18 protein-coding genes, 1 tRNA gene and 1 pseudogene are annotated in these 18,386 nt (G+C 66.5%); 1 reads left to right on the top strand and 19 read right to left on the bottom strand.

Annotation, left to right across the window (positions count from 1 at the left end; all coding sequences use genetic code 11):
* Positions 1-29: 29 nt before the first annotated feature.
* The 19 genes from A2X88_07565 to A2X88_07475 form a co-directional block, all read right to left on the bottom strand.
* Positions 30-104 (bottom strand) — tRNA-Gly (locus A2X88_07565).
* A gap of 76 nt (positions 105-180) precedes the next feature.
* Positions 181-1,491 (bottom strand): hypothetical protein, encoded by a 1,311-nt coding sequence (locus A2X88_07560; protein ID OGP35596.1) that lies wholly within the window; start codon positions 1,489-1,491, stop codon positions 181-183.
* A gap of 56 nt (positions 1,492-1,547) precedes the next feature.
* A complete protein-coding gene (locus tag A2X88_07555; protein ID OGP35595.1) occupies positions 1,548-2,882 on the bottom strand; it encodes an acetyl-CoA carboxylase biotin carboxylase subunit in 1,335 nt (444 codons plus the stop codon).
* A 6-nt stretch (positions 2,883-2,888) separates the two neighbouring features.
* On the bottom strand, positions 2,889-3,344 hold the full coding sequence (locus tag A2X88_07550; protein OGP35594.1) for an acetyl-CoA carboxylase, biotin carboxyl carrier protein: 456 nt from the start codon (positions 3,342-3,344) through the stop codon (positions 2,889-2,891).
* Positions 3,345-3,354: 10 nt separating this feature from the next.
* Positions 3,355-3,912, bottom strand: a complete 558-nt coding sequence (locus A2X88_07545) for an elongation factor P (GenBank protein OGP35593.1) — start codon at positions 3,910-3,912, stop codon at positions 3,355-3,357.
* A 12-nt stretch (positions 3,913-3,924) separates the two neighbouring features.
* Positions 3,925-5,004, bottom strand: a complete 1,080-nt coding sequence (locus tag A2X88_07540) for a hypothetical protein (protein OGP35606.1) — start codon at positions 5,002-5,004, stop codon at positions 3,925-3,927.
* Positions 5,005-5,044: 40 nt separating this feature from the next.
* Positions 5,045-5,491: a type II 3-dehydroquinate dehydratase gene (locus tag A2X88_07535; GenBank protein OGP35605.1), complete on the bottom strand. Its 447-nt coding sequence runs from the start codon at positions 5,489-5,491 to the stop codon at positions 5,045-5,047.
* 74 nt (positions 5,492-5,565) lie between these two features.
* On the bottom strand, positions 5,566-5,925 hold the full coding sequence (locus tag A2X88_07530; GenBank protein OGP35592.1) for a hypothetical protein: 360 nt from the start codon (positions 5,923-5,925) through the stop codon (positions 5,566-5,568).
* On the bottom strand, positions 5,912-7,687 hold the full coding sequence (locus A2X88_07525) for a 3-dehydroquinate synthase (GenBank protein OGP35591.1): 1,776 nt from the start codon (positions 7,685-7,687) through the stop codon (positions 5,912-5,914). Before A2X88_07525 ends, A2X88_07530 begins: the two co-directional genes overlap by 14 nt.
* The gene (locus A2X88_07520; protein OGP35590.1) at positions 7,669-8,280 is read right to left on the bottom strand and encodes a hypothetical protein; all 612 of its coding nucleotides are present in this window, start codon (positions 8,278-8,280) and stop codon (positions 7,669-7,671) included. The genes A2X88_07525 and A2X88_07520 overlap by 19 nt, the downstream gene beginning before the upstream one ends.
* Positions 8,277-9,470, bottom strand: coding sequence for a chorismate synthase (locus A2X88_07515; GenBank protein ID OGP35604.1), 1,194 nt, complete (start codon positions 9,468-9,470; stop codon positions 8,277-8,279). Before A2X88_07515 ends, A2X88_07520 begins: the two co-directional genes overlap by 4 nt.
* Positions 9,471-9,576: 106 nt before the next feature.
* Complete coding sequence (locus A2X88_07510; GenBank protein ID OGP35589.1) at positions 9,577-11,817, bottom strand: hypothetical protein; 2,241 nt, start codon at positions 11,815-11,817, stop codon at positions 9,577-9,579.
* 104 nt (positions 11,818-11,921) lie between these two features.
* Entirely contained in the window at positions 11,922-12,464 is a 543-nt protein-coding gene (locus A2X88_07505; protein OGP35588.1) for a hypothetical protein, read from the bottom strand.
* Complete coding sequence (locus tag A2X88_07500; GenBank protein OGP35587.1) at positions 12,461-13,063, bottom strand: hypothetical protein; 603 nt, start codon at positions 13,061-13,063, stop codon at positions 12,461-12,463. Before A2X88_07500 ends, A2X88_07505 begins: the two co-directional genes overlap by 4 nt.
* 30 nt (positions 13,064-13,093) lie before the next feature.
* Positions 13,094-13,630 (bottom strand): hypothetical protein, encoded by a 537-nt coding sequence (locus tag A2X88_07495; protein OGP35586.1) that lies wholly within the window; start codon positions 13,628-13,630, stop codon positions 13,094-13,096.
* Positions 13,627-14,688 (bottom strand): hypothetical protein, encoded by a 1,062-nt coding sequence (locus A2X88_07490; protein OGP35585.1) that lies wholly within the window; start codon positions 14,686-14,688, stop codon positions 13,627-13,629. The genes A2X88_07495 and A2X88_07490 overlap by 4 nt, the downstream gene beginning before the upstream one ends.
* 16 nt (positions 14,689-14,704) lie before the next feature.
* Positions 14,705-14,920 carry a transcriptional regulator gene (locus A2X88_07485; GenBank protein OGP35603.1) on the bottom strand — a complete coding sequence of 72 codons (216 nt, stop codon included), beginning with the start codon at positions 14,918-14,920 and terminating at the stop codon, positions 14,705-14,707.
* A gap of 162 nt (positions 14,921-15,082) precedes the next feature.
* Positions 15,083-16,471: a histidine kinase gene (locus A2X88_07480; protein OGP35584.1), complete on the bottom strand. Its 1,389-nt coding sequence runs from the start codon at positions 16,469-16,471 to the stop codon at positions 15,083-15,085.
* A complete protein-coding gene (locus tag A2X88_07475) occupies positions 16,464-17,996 on the bottom strand; it encodes a hypothetical protein (protein OGP35583.1) in 1,533 nt (510 codons plus the stop codon). Before A2X88_07475 ends, A2X88_07480 begins: the two co-directional genes overlap by 8 nt.
* A gap of 79 nt (positions 17,997-18,075) precedes the next feature.
* Between A2X88_07475 and A2X88_07470 the strand changes: the two are divergent.
* Positions 18,076-18,386, top strand: a pseudogene (locus tag A2X88_07470) (hypothetical protein).

The raw sequence follows: 18,386 nt of genomic DNA, 5'->3' as shown, positions 1-18,386 counted from the left end.
TCATAAGGATCGATTATAAAGGAAGGGGGTGGAGCGGGCGACCGGATTCGAACCGGCGACGTCAAGCTTGGGAAGCTTGCATTCTACCCCTGAATTACGCCCGCATCCCCAGCGCTGTGTACCACAGAGTTCCCCCCGGATGCAAGCCTTCGGGAAACCGTACCGCACTTCCCCGCGGCCTCATTGGCGGAAGGACTCGGTCCGCTGCCGGACGTCCCGGTAGTCCGGCGCGGTCTCGTAAATCGACAGCAGGATCTCCCGGGCCTCCTCTTCCCTTCCCGCCCGGGCCACCAGCAGGGCTTTCTGGTACCGGACGTCGAGAGCCGCCGACTCGTCGAGATCGTCCGTGGACAGCACATCGTCCAGGGCGGCCACAGCGGATTCCAGGTCTCCCATCGAGGCCAGCGTCTCCGAGAGCAGGCAGGAAGCGCCGAGAAAGAGGGGGGGGTGGCGGCGGGCCGTGGCGAACTCCTCGACCGCTTCGGCCAAAAGCCCCATCTCCTTGTAAGCGATCCCGAGATTGTACCTCGCCTCCGGATCGGACTCCCCGATCTCCTCCTGCACCTTGGCCTGCAGCCGGCTGACCGCGTCCTTCACCATCCGTTCCTCTTCGGGATCCACGTCCGCCGCGCCCGACTCCTCCTTCACGGAGGGCGCCGGCACGGGCGAGGGGGGAGCAGGCTGCGGTTCGGCGAGCCGCTTCGCGGCATCCGTGAAGGACATCGCGCCCGCCAGATGGGACTCCCGCCCCTCTTCGAGGGCGCGGAGGACCGTCTCCACCTGGTCGGCCCGTTCCTGGGAATCGTCCGTCGACCGCCCGGAAACGGCGACCCGTTTCAGGATCGGCAAGGCCTCGTGGCTCCTCGCCGCGGCGAGCCACAGGAACCCGCAGGACTCCAGCATCCCGGGGTTGTCGCCGGCCCGTGACAGGAGCGTGTTCATCCGGGTGGCGAACTCCGGTACCATTCCGGCCGGAACGACATGGACCGCGGCTTTCTCCAGCTCGTTCACGGCCTCGTGGAATTTCCTCTGCCCAAGGAGGACGTCGGCTGCGAGGAAGGTGGGGAGGGGGCTCCCCGGCATGCTCCCCGCCACCTGCCGGTAGAACTCGATCTTCTGGTCGTCGTTCGCGAAGCGGACTCCGCCCGACGCGATCTCCTGGAGCTGATCCTGGGCGTCCCGCAGGTGCCCCTGCTGGGCCTGGAGGCGGATGAGCCACTTCTGGAGATCGAGATTGGAGAAATCGTGCTTGAGGATGTGGCGGAGCACGGCGATCGCCTTGCCCGTGAACCCGCTCTTCTCGTACAGGACGGCCGTCCTGGCGAGCTGGTCGATCCCCTCGACGATCTCCCCCTGCCGGAGCAGGAAGAGGCCGAGCTTCTGCCGGGCCTGCGGATCCTGGGGGGACTCCTGGACCTTCCGGGAAAGGGAGCCCCGGTCGTCTTTCGAGCTGGGGGTGAACAGCTTCTTGAACGAGTCCCGAAGTCCCACCGTCTACCTTCCTCCGATCTCCCTGTCCCGGGCCGGGAGAGCCTCCTTCGCCTGCGTCATCCCTGTTTGCCCGTGAAGTTCGTCCAGAGCCGGCCTTCCGTGAAGTCCGGGGCGCTCATGATCCGCTTGTGGAATTTCACGGTGGTCTTCACCCCGTCGATCCGCAGCTCGTCGAGCGCCCTCACCATCCGCTGGATCGCCTCGTTCCGGTCCTCCCCGTGGACCACCAGTTTCCCGAGGAGCGAATCGTAGGTCGGGGGAACGGTGTATCCCGGGTAGATGGCGGTGTCCACGCGGATCCCGAACCCCCCGGGGAAGATGCACGACTCGATCCGTCCCGGGCTCGGGATGAAGGTCTCCGGATCCTCCGCGTTGATCCGGCACTCGATGCTGTGGCCGCGGAACTGGATCCCTTTCTGGTCGAACCGGAGCTTCTTCCCGTCGGCGATCCGGATCTGCTCGCGGACGATGTCCACGCCGGTGATCATTTCCGTGACCGGATGCTCCACCTGGATGCGCGTGTTCATCTCCAGAAAATAAAATTCCCCATCGGGAACGTAGAGGAACTCCACCGTCCCCACGTTATTGTATCGCACCGCCGTCGCGGCATCCACCGCCGCTTTGCGCACACGGTTCCGCAGCCGGGTCGGGAGGAAGGGCGCGGGCGCCTCCTCGATCAGCTTCTGGTGGCGCCTCTGCACGGAGCAGTCCCGGTCTCCGAGGTGCACGACGCTGCCGAACCGGTCGGCCATGATCTGCACCTCGACATGCCGGGATTGCTCGAAATACTTCTCGATATAGACGTCCGGAACCCCGAACGCGGACAGCGCCTCCGACTGCGCCGTGAGAAAGGCGTTGATGAAGGAGGCCGGGGAGTGGACGATCTTCATCCCGCGCCCGCCGCCGCCCGCCGCCGCCTTGATGATCACGGGGAATCCGATCTCCTTCGCGATGCGGAGACCCTCTTCGTCCTCGGAGATCGCCCCGTCGCTGCCGGGCACGGTGGGAATCTTGACCTTGCGCACCGCCCTTCGCGCCTGGACCTTGTCCCCCATCAGGCGGATCGCCTCCGAGGAGGGTCCGATGAACTTCACGCCGTAGTTTTCGCAGATCTCGGCGAACGCGGGATTCTCCGCGAGGAATCCGTATCCGGGATGCACGGAATCGGCGTCTGTGGTCTCGATCGCGCTGAGGATGGAGGGAACGTTGAGGTAGCTCTCGGCGCTGGGGGGCGGCCCCACGCAAACGGACTGGTCCGCCATCTTCACGTGCATGGCATCCTTGTCCGCGGTGGAGAAGATCGCCACCGTCTTGATTCCCATCTCCCGGCAGGTCCGGATGATGCGGACCGCGATCTCCCCCCGGTTGGCGATGAGCACCTTGTGGATCACGGCACCCTACTCCACCGAGATGTGGAACAGCGACTGGCCGTAGGCGACGGGCTGCGCGTTCTCGACGAGGATCGCCACCACGGTCCCGCTCGCATCGGACTCGATCTGGTTCATGATCTTCATCGCCTCCACGATGCAGAGGATCTGCCCCTTCGTGACCCGCATCCCGACCTCGACGAAGGGCGCGGCATCCGGAGCGGGAGCACGGTAGAAGGTCCCCACGATCGGGGAGACGACCTCCTTGGCCGCGGCCTTCGGGGGAGTCTCGGGCTTCGGGGGCGCCGCGGGGGCCGGCGGAGGCTGGGGGGGCTCGGAAGCCGGACGGGATGCCGGAAGGGGCCGCGGCTCCAGGACCGCACCCCGGCGGACCTTCAGCACGTTCTCCCCGCGGGAGACCTCCAGCTCGGACACATCGGTCCCTTTCAACAGCTCCAGGATTTCCCGGATCTCCTTGACGTTCATGTCGTCCCCCTCAGGCTCTCTCGATGTAGGTTCCGGTCCGGGTGTCCACCTTCACCCGGTCCCCCTCGTTCAGGAACAGGGGGACCTGGACGATCGCGCCGGATTGCAGCTTCGCCTGCTTGGTCGCCCCGCTCACCGTGTCGCCCCGCACGCCGGGCTCCGTTTCGGAGATCGCCAGCGCGATGAAGATGGGCAGGTCGATCCCGATCGGTTCTCCGCGGAAGAAGAGAATCTTGACCGCGAGGTTCTCGATCATGTAGTTCGCGGCGTCGCCCATGTGGTCCTCGTCGAGGTAGATCTGCTCGTAGGAGCCGGTGTCCATGAAATGGAAGGCGTTCCCCTCCCGGTACAGGAACTGCATCCCCCGCTCCTCGAGGTCCGGCTTGCTCACCTTGTCCCCGCTTCGGAAGGTATGCTCGAGCACCGACCCCGTCTTGAGGTTCTTCAGCTTCGTCCGCACGAAGGCGCCGCCCTTGCCCGGCTTGACATGCTGGAAGTAGACGATGACGTACGGATCCCCCTCGAACTCGATCTTCAGGCCGTTCCGGAAATCGGTGGTCGTATACATCCGCCTCTCTCCTCAGGCGACCTGCATGCGGGATTTGGGAAGGTAGGTCAGGCGTTCTCCCCGGGTTCCCGTGACCCGTATCATATCCTCGATCCGGACGCCCCCCAGCCCCGGGATGTAGACCCCCGGCTCCACGGTGACTACCATCCCCTCGTCGAGCCGGTCGCGCGAGCGCGCGGAGAGGGAGGGCCGCTCGTGTACGTCCAATCCCACGCCGTGGCCGGTGGAATGAACAAAATACTGCAAAACCCCGGAGCGGTCCAGCGATTCCCGCACCCGCGCGTCCACCTCACGGCAGGCGACTCCGGGTCGGACCGCCCGGATCCCGGCCTCCTGCGCCCGGAGCACCGCATCGTAAATCCTTGCGAGATCCTTCGAGGGGCGTCGGGGAAGGATCGTGACCGTCTCGTCGGAGCAGTACCCCCGAAGCCGCGCCCCCAGGTCGATCACCACGGGGCCGGTCTTCGCGATCCTCCCGGAGGAGGGGGTGGCGTGGGGCATCGCGGAGCGGGCCCCGGAGGCGACGATGGCGCGGAAGGACTCCTCCGCTCCCTGCCGCTTCATCCCGCGGGCCAGGTCGGCGGCGACCTCCGATTCCCTCCGTCCGCGGATCCCCTCCACGAGGACCTCGAGCAGCGACCCCGAGGCGGTGATCGCCGCCTCTTCCATCGCCCGGATCTCTCCACCGTCCTTGCGCATCCGGAGCGGCTCCACCGGATCCGGAAGGGCCGTCCAGCGCCTGTCGTCCCGGCCCGCCACCTTGCGGAAGAGTTCCACGGAAAGGTGACGGGATTCGAATCCGATCCGCGGTGCACGGCGCAACCCGAGGGCCCTGCCCGCCCCGCGGATCCGCCGGGCGATCTCCTTCCACTTCCGGTCGGTGATCACGACCTCCGCTCCGGACACCTCCTGCCGGGCCTGCTCCCGGTACCTTCCGTCGGTGAACAGCGTCGCGCTGCCCCCGGCCACCAGCAGCGCGGCGTCGCTCCCGGAAAACCCCGTCAGATACCGGATGTTCGTGAGCCTCACGCAGAGGAAGAGGTCGACCCTTCGCCGGGCGAGCGACCCGCAGAGCCGGCGGATCCGTCCGATCTCCCGCGGGGTTCCTTCCTGACGGAGGAAGCCTGCGGCGCTACGCTCCGCCACGGGCCTCTTCTTTCCTCAGGTGATCGAGCAGGGCGTACAGGGAGAGGAGGTACCCGAACCCGCCGAAACCCGAAATCCTCCCCACCACCACGTCCTCGATCATGGAAACCTTGCGGAACGGCTCCCTCCCTGCGGGATTGCTCAGGTGGACCTCCACGGAGGGAAGCCCGGAATAGATCAGGGCGTCGCGGATCGCGACGCTGGTGTGCGTGAAGCCGGCGGGGTTGATCACGATCCCGTCCGCCGACCCGGCCGCCTCCTGCAGGCGTGCGACGATCTCCCCCTCGTGGTTGGACTGGAAGAAGTCCACGGCGGCTCCCTCCTTCCGGCCCGCGGCGGCCACCTCCCTCCGGATCTCCTCAAGGGTCTTTCTTCCGTACCGTTCCGGCTCCCGCGTCCCCAGGACGTTCAGGTTCGGGCCGTTGACGAACAGTACCCGGAGGGTGCGGGAGGCGCTGCGCCCGCCCCGTGCGGCGGCGTTCCCGGGGGATTTCCGGGACGCGGACATCAGAGCATCTCCCGCGCGCGGAATGCCCCCCGCCGGAGCAGAAACCGGCACTTTCCGGGGACAGCCCCAGGGTCCGCGACCAGCAGGAGAAAGTAGTCGCCGGTCACCCGGCGGAAGTAGATCTGCCCCCGGTCTCCCGCCAGGAAGACCTCGGAGCATTCCCCGAGCCCGTTCTCCCTTGCGATCCGGCCGGACTCCTTGAAGAACTGCGCCATCTCCGCGCAGAGGGCCCCGAGGTCCTGCGCCTCCGGCACGGCCGACCATTCCGCGACAGCGAGGCCGTCCGCGCCGGCGAGCGCTCCCCCGCGCACCGCCGGATCTTTCGCATGGAACCCCTCAAGGATTTCACGAAAGGACATACCCGTACTCCTTCGCGATCGTCTGGAGGAAGAGGTGAAGCCGTCGGATGACCGGCGCAGTCTCCCGGACGGACTGCGTCGATCCCCGCTCCCGGTCCGCCGGCTCTTCGGGCCGGTTCGATTCCTTCCACGCAAGGGCGCGGGGATCCGCCGGATGTTTTTCCAGGATCCCCTCGACGATCTCCAGCGCCTCCCGTCGTCTTCCCTGCTTCCAGTAGACGTCCGCCATGGTGATCGTCCGGACGGGGGGAGGCCCGGCCGGCGGTCCCTCCCGGACGATTTCCTCCCCGTCCCCGGCCTCGGGGACATCGGCCGGACGCAGTTCGAAGGCCCCTTCCTCCAGGATGAGCATATCCTCGAGCGGGGGGGATTCCTCTTCCGGCTGCGCCGGGAAGGCTCCCCCGAATTCCTGCTCGATCCGCCGCGCGGCCCGTTGCGCCCGGGGATCGGAAGGATACTGTTGCAGCGCTTCCTTCGCCATCTCCCAGGCCCCCGGTCCGTTCCCGGCGCGCCGGTAGGCATCCGCGAGGAGGAGCATTGCGGGAAGGTTCCTCGGGTCGTCGACGACCCGCTGTTCGAGGGCAACGATCTCTTCCGGCAGCGGCACGCCGTCCTCCGCCCGGAGGGGGTCCGGTCCCGCGGCCGCAGCGCTCGTCCGTGCCCGCAGGATCTCCCGGATCTCCGAACGGATGTCAGGCAGTTCCCCCCGCAGGAGAGCCACGGGGATCCGGCGGAGCTCGGAATCCCCTGCCGCGGTCACCAGCGGCATCTCGATCTCCGCGACGACCCGCTTCTTGTCCATCCCCACGGCGGAGGCGATCGACGAAAGCGGGATGTCCGGATCGTCGAGGGAAAACCCGAAGGCCAGCAGCAGGCGGATCGCCCGGTCGGTCACCTCGGGAGGCGTGACCCCCTGTCGCCGGGAGAAGAGCAATTCCCAGGCCAGCCCCATCGCGACCGCCTCTCCATGGAGGAGCCGTGAATAGCCGGAGGCCTGCTCCAGAGCGTGCCCGACCGTGTGCCCGAGGTTCAGGACCCGCCGGGCCGAGGATTCCCTCTCGTCCCGCTCGACCACCGCCGCCTTGAACGCCACGGCCGCGCGGACCATCGTCCTCCAGTCCCGGGCGGGCATCGCCCTCCACTTCTCCCCGTGCCCTTCGAGAAGACCGAGCAGCGTACCGTCCCCGGCCAGGGCGCACTTGAGCACCTCGGCCATCCCGGACCGAAGGTTCCTCTCGTCGAGGGTCAGGAGGAAGGTTTCGTCGATGAAGACCGCGCGTGGCTGATGGAACGCCCCCACGAGGTTCTTCCCCTCCCGGAGGTTGAACCCGGTCTTTCCCCCGACGCTGCTGTCCACCTGGGAGAGGAGGGTCGTGGGAATCTGCACATACGGGATCCCCCGGAGGAAGGTGGCCGCCGCGAATCCGGCCATGTCCCCGACGACCCCGCCGCCGAACGCAACGACCAGCGAGTCCCTCCCCGCCCCGTGCCGCGCGAAAAAGGAATAGATCTCCCGGACCTGCTCCCAGCTCTTCCCCTCCTCTCCTGGGGAAAGGGGGAGCACCTCGTGCGCGATCCCGATGAGCCAGTTCCGGATATCGTCCCCGTAGATCGCGTTGACGTTGCGGTCCGTGACCACGAAGACCGAGCCGCCCGGATAGAAGCGGCAGATCCACTCCTGGAAGAGGGAATAGATGCGGCTTCCGAAAAAGATGTCGTAGGCCCTGTCGCCCAGCGAGACCGTCAGGATCTCCGGATGCATCCCCGATTCCCTCCCCCGGCGGACAGGTCCCGCCCGGACCCTCCTTCCGGCCGGCTGCCGATCCCCGAAAGCACGAGATCGGCCACCTCCCGGACTGTTTTTCCGTCGGTCTCCACGGTAAGGTCCGCCCGCTCGTAGGCCGGGCGCCGCCGTTTCATCCGTTCGCCGATCTCCCGCTCCCGTTCCGCGGCGTCACCCCCGGATCCCTCCCCCGGAAGCAGCGGCCGGGACCGGTCGCCCGGGAGCCGCGCCAGGACGGCGCCGGGGCTCACGTCCAGGAAGACCACGGGTGCGTACCGTTTGAGCATCCTCCGGCTCCCGGCGTCCAGGAAGGCGCCGCCTCCCGTGGCGATCACACGCCCGGGAACCGAAACCGCATCCCGGACCGCTTTCCTCTCCATCTCCCGGAAGGCAGGCTCGCCCCGGGCGGCGAAGATCTCCCGAACGCTCGCTCCCGCGGACCTCTCGATCCGGTCGTCCAGATCCACAAGCTCCGCATCCATCCTCCGGGAAATCTCCCGGCCGACCGACGTCTTCCCCGATCCCATGAAGCCGATCAGGACGACGCCGGAAAATCCGCGCGGGCCGCTCATCGGAACCCGGCCCTGCGCAGGTAGCCCGCATAATTATATTGGATTTCCCGCATCGAATCGCCCCCGAATTTTCCGAGAAAGGCGCCGGCGAGGACGATGGCGACCATCGATTCGGCGACGACCGAGCAGGCCGGCACGGCGCACACGTCGCTTCGCTCCCGGTGCGCGGAGGTCCGGCGCCAGCTTCCGATCCGGACGGTCCGCAGAGGCACGGCCTGGGTGGGAATCGGCTTCATCGCCGCGCGGACGACGACCGGCGACCCGTTCGTCATCCCTCCCTCGATCCCGCCTGCCCGGTTCGTCCTGCGGTGGAACGGCATGCGGAATCCCCCGTGGAACCGTTCCCCCTTGCCCGCTCCCGGAAAGATCTCGTCGTGCACCTCGTTCCCGAACCGGAGCGCGACCCCCATCCCGCCGCCGATCTCCACTCCCTTGATCGCGGGGATGCTCATCACCGCCTTGGCCAGCAGCCCGTCGAGCCGAAGGTCCCAGGAGGCGAACGAACCGAGCCCCGGAGGAACCCCCCGTGCGATCACCTCCACGACCCCTCCGACCGTGGAGCCCTTCCGCTTCGCCCGGTCGATCGCCCGCTCCGCCCGTTCCGCCGCCTCCGGGTCCGCCATGCGCAGGCCGCTCCCCTCCGCTTCCACGGCCCGTTCCCACACGCCCGGGATCCCGTCGCGGACGCGGACCTTCCCGATGGAGAGCACGTGCCCCGCGATATCCACCGTGAACTCCCGAAGGAGGAGCCTCGCCAGCGTCCCGGCGGCGACCCTGGCGGCCGTTTCCCTCGCGCTGGCTCTCTCCAGCACGTTCCGTACATCCCGGTGGTCGAATTTGAGAACCCCGGGCAGATCCGCATGCCCCGGCCTGGCGGTGTCGAGCGGGGCGATCCCTTTCCCGTCCCCCTCCCGGGACATCTTCTCCCGCCAGTTCTCCCAGTCGCGGTTCCGGATCAGCATCGAGACGGGGCCCCCGAGGGTCTTCCCGAAACGGACCCCCGAGAGGATCTCCACCTCGTCCCGCTCGATCCGCATCCGCTCCCCCCTACCGTACCCGGCCTGCCGCCTTGCGAGCTGGCGGTTCACCTCCTCCGTGCGGACGGACAATCCCGCGGGAAGCCCCTCGACGACGCTCACGAGCGCCGGGCCGTGCGTCTCCCCCGCCGTGTGGAACCGAAACCGGGACAACCGGAACCTCCTCGGGGCATCCCCCGTCACCCCGCGTTCCCGAAATGGAACGGAGCACCCGCCCCTTTCGAGCAGGTGCTCCGGTGAACGGGTCGCGTTGCCGGCTTTAGGGCGCCTTGGCCTGTGCGGCCTCCAACTTCAGGATTTTCGGCGTGATGAAGATCAGCAACTCCCTGTTGCTCGAGGAACTCGTGTTCTTCTGGAAAAGATACCCGAGAATCGGAATCTTGGATAGCCAGGGCACCGCGGCCTGGTCCTCTTTCCGGGTCACCTGCAGGATCCCGCCGATCACGGCGGTCTCGCCGTCCCGGATCAGCACCTCCGTGGTCGCCTTTTTCTTGTTGATGGCCGGCTGCCCGGAGGCCCCCACATCGCCCTGGGAATCGTTCTTCGCCTCGAGCTTCATGATGACGCTTCCATCGGGGGTGATCTGGGGTGTCACCTTCAGGCTCAGCGTGGCGTCGATGAACTGCGTCTGTGTCCCCGACGCGGACACGGTGGAGTACGGGATCTGCGTGCCCTGTTCGATCACCGCCTCCCTGTTGTCGATCGTGACGACCTTCGGAGAGGAAACCACCCTCCCTTTCCCGGACGCCTCGAGCGCCGACAGCGAGAGATCCAGCCGCAGGTTGTCCCGGAGGATCCCGAAACCGATCCCGCCGCCCGACCCGAGACCCACCGACGCGGGCAGGTTCACCGCGTAGTTCGGAGGCGTGGCCGTCGGTGAGAACGGGATGGTATTCGTCAGCGTCTGCCCCGGAATGAAGGACCCTGTCGTGTCCTGGATCCCGGTCACGCCGACCTGCGTCCCTCCCCGGTTATGCCAGGAGCCGCCCCACTGGACGCCGAGCTCCCTCGAGAAGGAGGTGTCGACTTCCACGATCCGGGCCTCGATCAGCACCTGGGGGATCGGCGTGTCGAGCGTGGTGATGAGCGCCCGGACCTCCTCCACATTCTTCCGGAGGTCCCGGATGACGATCGTGTTCGTCCGGTCGTCGATCTGGACCTTCCCCCCTTCGGAGAGGAGGTCCTTGGTCTTCGCCGCCATGTCAGAGGCCTTCCCGTAGTTCACCGAGATGGTCTCGACGACCCCTTCCAGGGTCGCCTGGAGCTTCTCGACCTCCTTCTTCGCGTCCAGCCGCGACTTTTCCTCTCCCCGCAGGGCGGACAGAGGGGCGATCCGGAGAACGTTCCCCTCCTGGCTGACCCCCAGGCTCTTCGACTTGAGGACGATGTCCAGCGCCTGGTCCCAGGGCACGTTGATCAGGCGGATGGATACCCTACCCTTCACGTCGTCCGTGGTGATGATGTTCAGGTTGCTGACCTCCGCGATGATCCGGAAGATGTTCGCCAGGTCGGCATCCTTGAAATCGAGGGAGATCCTCTGCCCGATGTATTTTCGCTGCGCGCCGGACTGGTGGGTTACGAAACCCCAGTTTCCCGCCCGGGACTTCTCCTCGGTTCCGACGGCGGAGGGAGCCGCCGCGGTCATCCCGGAATCGGACGGCACTGCCATACCCTTCAGCTCCGCGACCTTCGTTCCCTTCTCCCCTCCCGGCTTCTTCGGGAAGGAGAGGACCACCGCGTTGTCCCGTCCGCCGACCGTATAGGAGGAACCGGGCACGTACAGCACGGACACCTCCACCCCCTTCTTACCGGAGGAGGGGGTCACCATGTTCACGGGGATGCCGAATTTCCTCGCGTCCATCGCCCGAAGCAGTCCCTTCTCGGCGACGGTTCCGGGGAACAGGAGGGTAACGCTGTTCTTCCCTTCGGAGACCTCATGCGAAGGATTCCCCGCGGTCGTCACGACCACGTTCGTGGAATCGGGTAGATCCTCGAGATCCACCCCGAGGACCGCGAGGCCGGAAGCCCCTTCCTTCCCAGCCGGACGGTCGAGGCTGGTCACCTTCTCCTCCTGTCCGCCGCCCACGGAGAGGACCAGCTTGTCCCCCTCCGCGCTCACGAGGAACGGAAACGGGGCATCCTCGGGAGTCTCCACCAGGAGCCGCACCTTGTCCCCCTGCTGGGAAACCTTCACCGATTTCACCTGGGGGGTATCCGCCGGGATCTCCGAAGCCGCCGTCCCCTGGGCCACTCCCCAGATGTCCACCACGATCCGGAACGGGTCGTTCAGCTTGAAGGAGTTGTAGTTCTCGATCTTCCCGTCGATGGCCGCCTCGATGTTCGTGTGATACGGGGTCCTGGAAACGATCACTTCCCGGAGACTCCCGGCGAGCGGCTTCCCGGCCGCCTCCTCGGCGGACCGGGCCGGCGCGGGCAGAAGCGCCGCGACGATCAGCGCCAGGGTCGCCAGATAGACCCGGGAACGCCGGGAACGTTGCACGTCGGGAACACGCTCCCCGGTTTCGCCCCTTCCCCGACATGGAGAGACCCCCGTCGTCTGGTGATGCGAGGGGTACCGGCCCTCGGGCCGTGCCAAGGTCATCATCATTTCCCTCCTGCGGTCTGAAGCTTCAGGGAGCTCTCTCGCTCGACCTTCACGCCAGTGTAGTCACGAAACGTTTCCCGAACTACGATTTCGTCCTCCGTGATCCGGGTGACGACTCCTCCGGTGCTGCCCATCTTCGTCCCGACCCCCACGGTGTATCCCCTGCCTTCCGCATCCTCCACGAGCGCTTTCGTAATCCCGGGGCCCCAGATCACCCCCACGAATTTCAGCTCCCCCAGGTCGTACCGCTGCAGCGGGGGAAAGGAGGAGAGATCGGTCCGCGCCGTTTTCGCCTCCACCTTGATGAACGGAACGAAGGGATCCCGCTTCCCGGCGGGGCTGTACAGCGTCAGGGCGGCAGCCGGTTTCGCCGCCTCCGCCAGCGCGGGTCCGGCGGCGGCCGCCGCCGTCGCCTCCTCCTTCGCGAGAGGCTTGCGGACGACCGGAGCGGGGGGTTCCTCCTTCGAGCATCCTCCCGCGCCGAGCGCCAGAATCAGGGCGAAGGCCGGAGCGGCCAGGAACATCCGGGGATATCGCGTCATTTCTTCGTTCCTTTGTCTCCCGCCGCCTGATTTTCCAGGAATCGGAAGGTGGTCGCGGAACAGCTGACGTTCACACGCAGCCGGTTATCGCCCGCCGTCCTCGGCAAGGAAAAGGTGATGTCCCTCAGGTTCACGATGCGGGGAAGATGTCCCACCCGGTCGGCGAAGAGCACGAAGCCGTGGTATTCGCCGTTCAGGCTGAGAGAGAACGGGATCTCGGCGTAGAATCCCTTGGCCGCCTCCCCCTGGGGGGAGAACTTCAGGAATTCCAGCCCCGACTCCCTTCCCAGGTCGGAGATGTTCTTCAGGAGGTTGGGAATCTCCGCGGAGTTGGGGAGCTGCTCGAGCAGAAGCCCCAGCTGCTCCTCGAGACGGCGCACCTCCTCGCGGAAGGAGGGGAGATTCCTCGCAATCACCTCCTGCTCCTTGATCTTGCTCTCCAGCTCGGCGAGCCTTGTTTCCAGGGAGGCAACGCTCTGGGACGCGTTCCGGTAATACAGGTAGTAGTATCCGACCCCCGCGAGCAGGCAGACCAGGATCGCGAGGAAGATCTTCTGCTTCGGCGGTACCTTCGAGAGATCCCCGAGTTTTGGCGCCATCCCGTTCCCTTTCCCTCGCCGCCCGCCCCGTCAGTCGGAGACGGCGATGAACGTCAGGTTGAACTTCACGAGCTTCGCGTTCATGACGTTGGCCTGGTCCGCGGAGCCGAGCACGACGTCGCGGAACCGGCCTGTCTGGGCGAGGGCTGTCATGAAGTTCGCAATGATGTAGTTGTTCAGGGCGACCCCGTTCAAACTCACCTTGTCGTCCTTGACGGAGAGCTGGTCGATCCAGCACTTCTCCGGAATGGATGCGGAAACCGCCTCGAAGATCTTCACCGGGCCGGTCCTTCCCGCCTGGAGCTTCGAGATGATGTCCACTTTCTGCTGCAGCTCGCCCTTGCGCGCCTTGAACTTCTCGACCTCCCCGATCTCCTTCTGCAGGCGGGCCACCTGATCGTTCGCGGCCCCGATCCTCGTGTTCAGGTCCTCGATCTTCCCGGTCACCATCCGGAAATGGAAAAACAGGCCCGCGAGAACCAGCACGGGGATCAGCAGGAACAGGATATCCGTGTTGAACTGGGTCTTCTTCTTCCGCTTTCCCCGGACCAGGTTTATCCGGATCATCGCCGATCCTCCAGGTTGCGGAGCGCGAGCCCGATGGACACGGTCCCCGCGGTGGCGTTGGACGCCACCGCCGCCGGGTCCACCGTGCGCTCATCGAGCGAGAGCCCCTCGAACGGGTCGAAGAGCTCCACGTCCACTCCGATCTTCTCGGCAAGCGCCTCCTTCAGGAACATCGATTTCGCCGCACCCCCCGTGAGATAGACCTTCGTCACCAGCCGGTCCGGATACGTGGCCGAGAAGAAGTTGTGGGACCGCTGGGCTTCCGTCGCGAGGATCGTCGAGACGGTCCGCATGACCTCCGTCAGCTTTCCCGCGCGCTCTTCCGCGGTCTTCCGCCCGGTCTTGAGCTCTTCGGCCGTCTCGAAGCTGACGGCGAGCTGCTTCTGGATCTCGGAGGTGTAGATCCCGCCCCCCATCGGGACATCCCGGGTGAACAGCGGAACCCCCGCGTGGAGGATGTTGATGTTCATGAAGGAGGCTCCCACGTTCACCACCATGGGAACCTGCTCGTCCGACACCGGGCGGCAGAGCTCGAAGGCGTTCCCCACCGCGATCGAGTCGATGTCGACGATCGCGGGGGTGAGGCCGGCGTCCTTCACGACGGACAGGTAGTCGTTCACGAGGTCGGTCTTCACGGCCGCGAGGAGTACATCCATCTTGGACGGATCGTCCTTCAGCGGACCGATCACCTGGAAGTCGATCTTGACGTCCTTGATGTCGAAGGGAATGTACTGTTCGACCTCCCACTGGATGGATTCCTCCAGTTCCTCGGGGGTCGTCGTGGGAAGGACGACCTTCTTGATGATCACCGAGTGGCCGGAAAGGGAGGTCGCCACCTCCTTTTCCCGGACCTTCAGCTCGCGGAGGGCGGTCTTGATCCCCTCGATCACCGATGCATGGTCCATGATCGCCCCGTCCACGATGGCGTCGGGCGGCAGGGGGAAGACCCCGAACTTCTTCACCTTGTACTCGGCGCCCACCGCTTTCATGTGGGCGAGCTTGATCCCGCTGGATCCGATGTCGAGCCCGATCAACTCCTTCTTTCCGAACAGTCCCATGTCCGCTCCCGTCCGGTCAGTCTTCCTTGCGGAAGACCTTCTCCCTGTCCGACAGCTGGAGGCCGAGCGACAGGATGATCTTCCGCTTCGTGTCCATCCGGCACGTCATGCCCTTTTCCACCCGGTCGATCGTGAGGACCGAGAGCCCGGCCCTCCTCGCCAGCTCCGCCTTGCTCATCAGGAGCCCTTCCCGGATCTTTCGGACGTTGTTGTTCTCCACTTTAATCTTCATCCCCGGTTTCACCGCCACGCTTCCTCTCCGCCGTCGACTCCCGGCCGGATCCCCTTCCCCGGGCCGGAACCTCTCTGGTAAGGAAAATGTTACCGTGGGAAGAATTAATGTCAAGCGATTTTTAACTGAACCTTAAAGTAACATAATTATGCTAAATTACCATCAATTGATCCCGTATGCTTTGGCCTTGTACAGGAGCGCCGGGTGGCTGATCCCGAGCAGCTCCGCCGCCTTTGGGCGGCTCCCGCCGCACCGCTCGATCGCCATCCGGATCAATTGCTTCTCCACCTCCTTCACGGCGGCCTTCAGGTCCGGCTTCCCGAGAGGAACCTGCACCTGCAGGACGACCTGCGGGGTACCGCCGCTCTCCCCGCCCCCTCCCGCCTTCCAGATGGCAAACAGGGCGTCCCGCGAAATCTCCCCCTCCCGCCCCAGCAGGACGCACCGTGCGGCCAGGTTCTGCAGCTCCCGCACGTTCCCGCGCCAGTCGTGGGCGGCGAGGGTCTCCAGCGCCTCCGGGGAGAACCGCATCTCCCCCTTCCGGTATTTCCGGCAGGCATCCGCAAGGAACCGGCCGGCCAGAAGGGGGATCTCCTCCCTGCGCTCCCGCAGGGGGGGAATGTGGATCCGGATGACGTTCAGCCGGTAGAACAGGTCCTCGCGGAACCGCCCTCCACGGACATCCTCGTCGAGGTCCCGCGACGTCGCCGCCAGGACCCGGACATTGACCCGGCGGACCTCCGTGTCCCCGAGCCGGCGCACCTCCCCCTCCTGGAGGAACCGGAGGAGCTTCGTCTGGAGCGGGAGGGGCAGCTCCCCGATCTCGTCGAGGAAGAGCGTCCCCCCGTCCGCCTCCTCGATCAGCCCCGCCCGGTCCGACTTCGCCTCGGTGAAGGCTCCCTTCCGATGGCCGAACAACTCGTTTTCGAGAAGGGTCTCGGGGATCGCCCCGCAATTGATGGCGACGAACGCCTTCCCCCTTCTGCGCCCCGCGTAGTGGAGCATCCGGGCCACCAGCTCCTTCCCGGTCCCGCTCTCCCCGGTGACCAGGACCGTGGTGTCGTAGTCCTTCACCTGCTCCACCAGGCGGACGACCTCCTCCATGGATCGGCTCGCCCGGAGGAAATCCTCGGGACGGTACGCCTTCTCCACCTCCTTCCGGAGCGTCTCGTTCTCCCTCCGGAGCGTCTCCCTCTCCCGCGCCTTCCTCAGGGTGAGCAGGATCTCGTCGCTCATGAACGGCTTGGAGATGTAGTCGTAGGCGCCAAGCTTCATCGCCTCGACGGCGGTCTCCACCGTCCCGAACGCGGACATCATGATCACCGTGCCGGGAAGCCCCCTGGACATGAACTCCCGGAGGAACTCCAGCCCCCCCATTGCCGGCATCCGGATGTCGCTGAGGATGAAATCGAACCGCTCCCGCTCCAGCAGCCGGAGCGCCTCGCTCCCGTTCGAGGCGCGCTCCACCCCGTACCCTTCCGCGGAAAGCATCCTCCAAAGCACGTCGCGCATGCTTTCCTCGTCGTCCACGACCAGGATCCGTTCAGCCATCCGGTCCCTCCTTCCCGCGGGTCCCGCCTGCCGCAGCGATGCCGGCGACGGGCAGGATCACCGTAAACCGGGCCCCCTCCCCCTCCTCGCTCTCGCACCGGATCTCCCCTCCCGCCGCCTCCACGATCGCCCGGGAGAGATAGAGCCCCAGTCCCGTCCCCTTCCCCGGCTCCTTCGAGGTGAAGAAGGGGTCGAAGATGCCCGGCAGGTCCGCCCGCGGGATTCCGCGCCCCGTATCCTCCACGGAGACTCCGACCCCCGCGCCGAACTCGCCCGGCGCGCCGCCCCGCAGGTGCGAAAAGTCGGCGCCGGCAGGGTCGGAGAGCCTCCGCCTCACCCCCCGGAGAAGGGGCGGCGACCAGGGATCGACGGAAAAGCTGCGCAGTACGAGCGTCCCCCCCTCCTCCATCGCGTCCACCGCGTTGATCATCAGGTTCAGCAGGACCTGCCGGAACCGCTCCTCGGGGATCCTCGCGGGCGGCACCTCGCCCTGCTCGACGCGCACTTCCACGTCCCGGAACATCTTCCGGAAGGAGAGGATCTCCACGGTCTCCCGGAGGACCTCGTTCACATCCGCGCGCCCATCGGCCTGCCTCTCCGGAGATGCCGCGGAGAGCAGGCCGCGCACGATCGCCTCGATCTTCCTCGTCTCCGCGAGGATCTTGTCGAGGCACTCGTCCTGCTCCTCCCCCGGCGGGCGGTTCTTCCGCAGGTACTCGGCATAGCCCCGGACCGCCATGAGGGGATTTCCCACCTCGTGGGCCACGCCCGCCGCGAGTCGCCCGACGGTGGCCAGCTTCTCCGATCGAAACGCCTCCTCCCGGGCCGTCCGGGCGCTCTCCTGGGCCTCCGAAATCGCCGCGACCATCCGGTTGAAGGAGGCCCCGAGCTGACCCACCTCGTTCGCCGGCGATTCCTCCGCCCGCAGGTCCAGGGCGCCGGAGGCGATCTTCTCGGAAACCGCCGCGAGGCGACGCACGGGGCGGATCACCGACCGGTCCATGAGAAAAAAGCCGAAGGCCACGAGGGCGATCACGTCGGCCCCGACCAGGAGGGCCGCCACCCTGACCAGGTTGTTTGCCTCCCGCTCGATCCCCGGGGAGTGGAACCGGACGCGCAGCCCCCGGACGGACCCTCCGCCCTCCCCCGATCCGACGACCAGGGGCAGGGTCACGTCCACCGTGGAATGGATGGGAAGCAGCCCGGCCGTGCGCTCCCCCGCGGGGGTCACCCGGACGTCGGAGCCTGGCGGCATCTCCGGAAGCAGCTGAACCTCCTGGATGTAGGGAGGAAGGCGGGTAACGGAAAGGATCCGGCCGACGGGATCGGGCATCCCCTCCTCGCTGCCCGCCAAGACGGCCTGGCGGACCACCTCCGCCACGGAAACCGCCGCTTCCGCGTGGCGCCGCTCCAGCGTGATCCCGATGACGCGCAGGGAGAACAGGGCCAGGAGAGACAGGGAGCCGACCGCGATCAGCGTGAGCTGGAGGACGACGCCCGCCCGGACCGAGATGTCCTTCTTCAACCGTGCCGCCCCGCGGGGGAGTTGGTTGACTTGACGGTCACAACGTTTAGAATAGCAAAAACGGATGCCGGAGGCGAATGTGAACTCCCTGTCGAACCGGCGGAAGACCCGGCTGGTGGACAGGCAGTTCCAGCTCGGGCTCGCCTGGCGCATGCTGATCGTGTTCCTGCTCTTCTTCTTCGCGGGAATCGTCCTGGTCTTCGCCCCCTCCATGCTCGGCCTGATGACGGGGGAAAGCCTCGAGGCGCTCGAGCCGGCCGCCGCCGAGTTCCTGGTCCTGCACCAGCGGGTGTGGCCCGCCGTCCTTCTCGTGCTCGCCGGGATCTTCGCCTACACGATCCTGGTGAGCCAGCGGATCGCGGGGCCGGTCTACCGGATCAACTCCGTCCT

The organism is Deltaproteobacteria bacterium GWC2_65_14, assembly GCA_001797615.1.
Classification (GTDB): domain Bacteria; phylum Desulfobacterota; class Deferrimicrobia; order Deferrimicrobiales; family Deferrimicrobiaceae; genus GWC2-65-14.
This window is presented reverse-complemented; position numbering and strand designations above follow the sequence as displayed.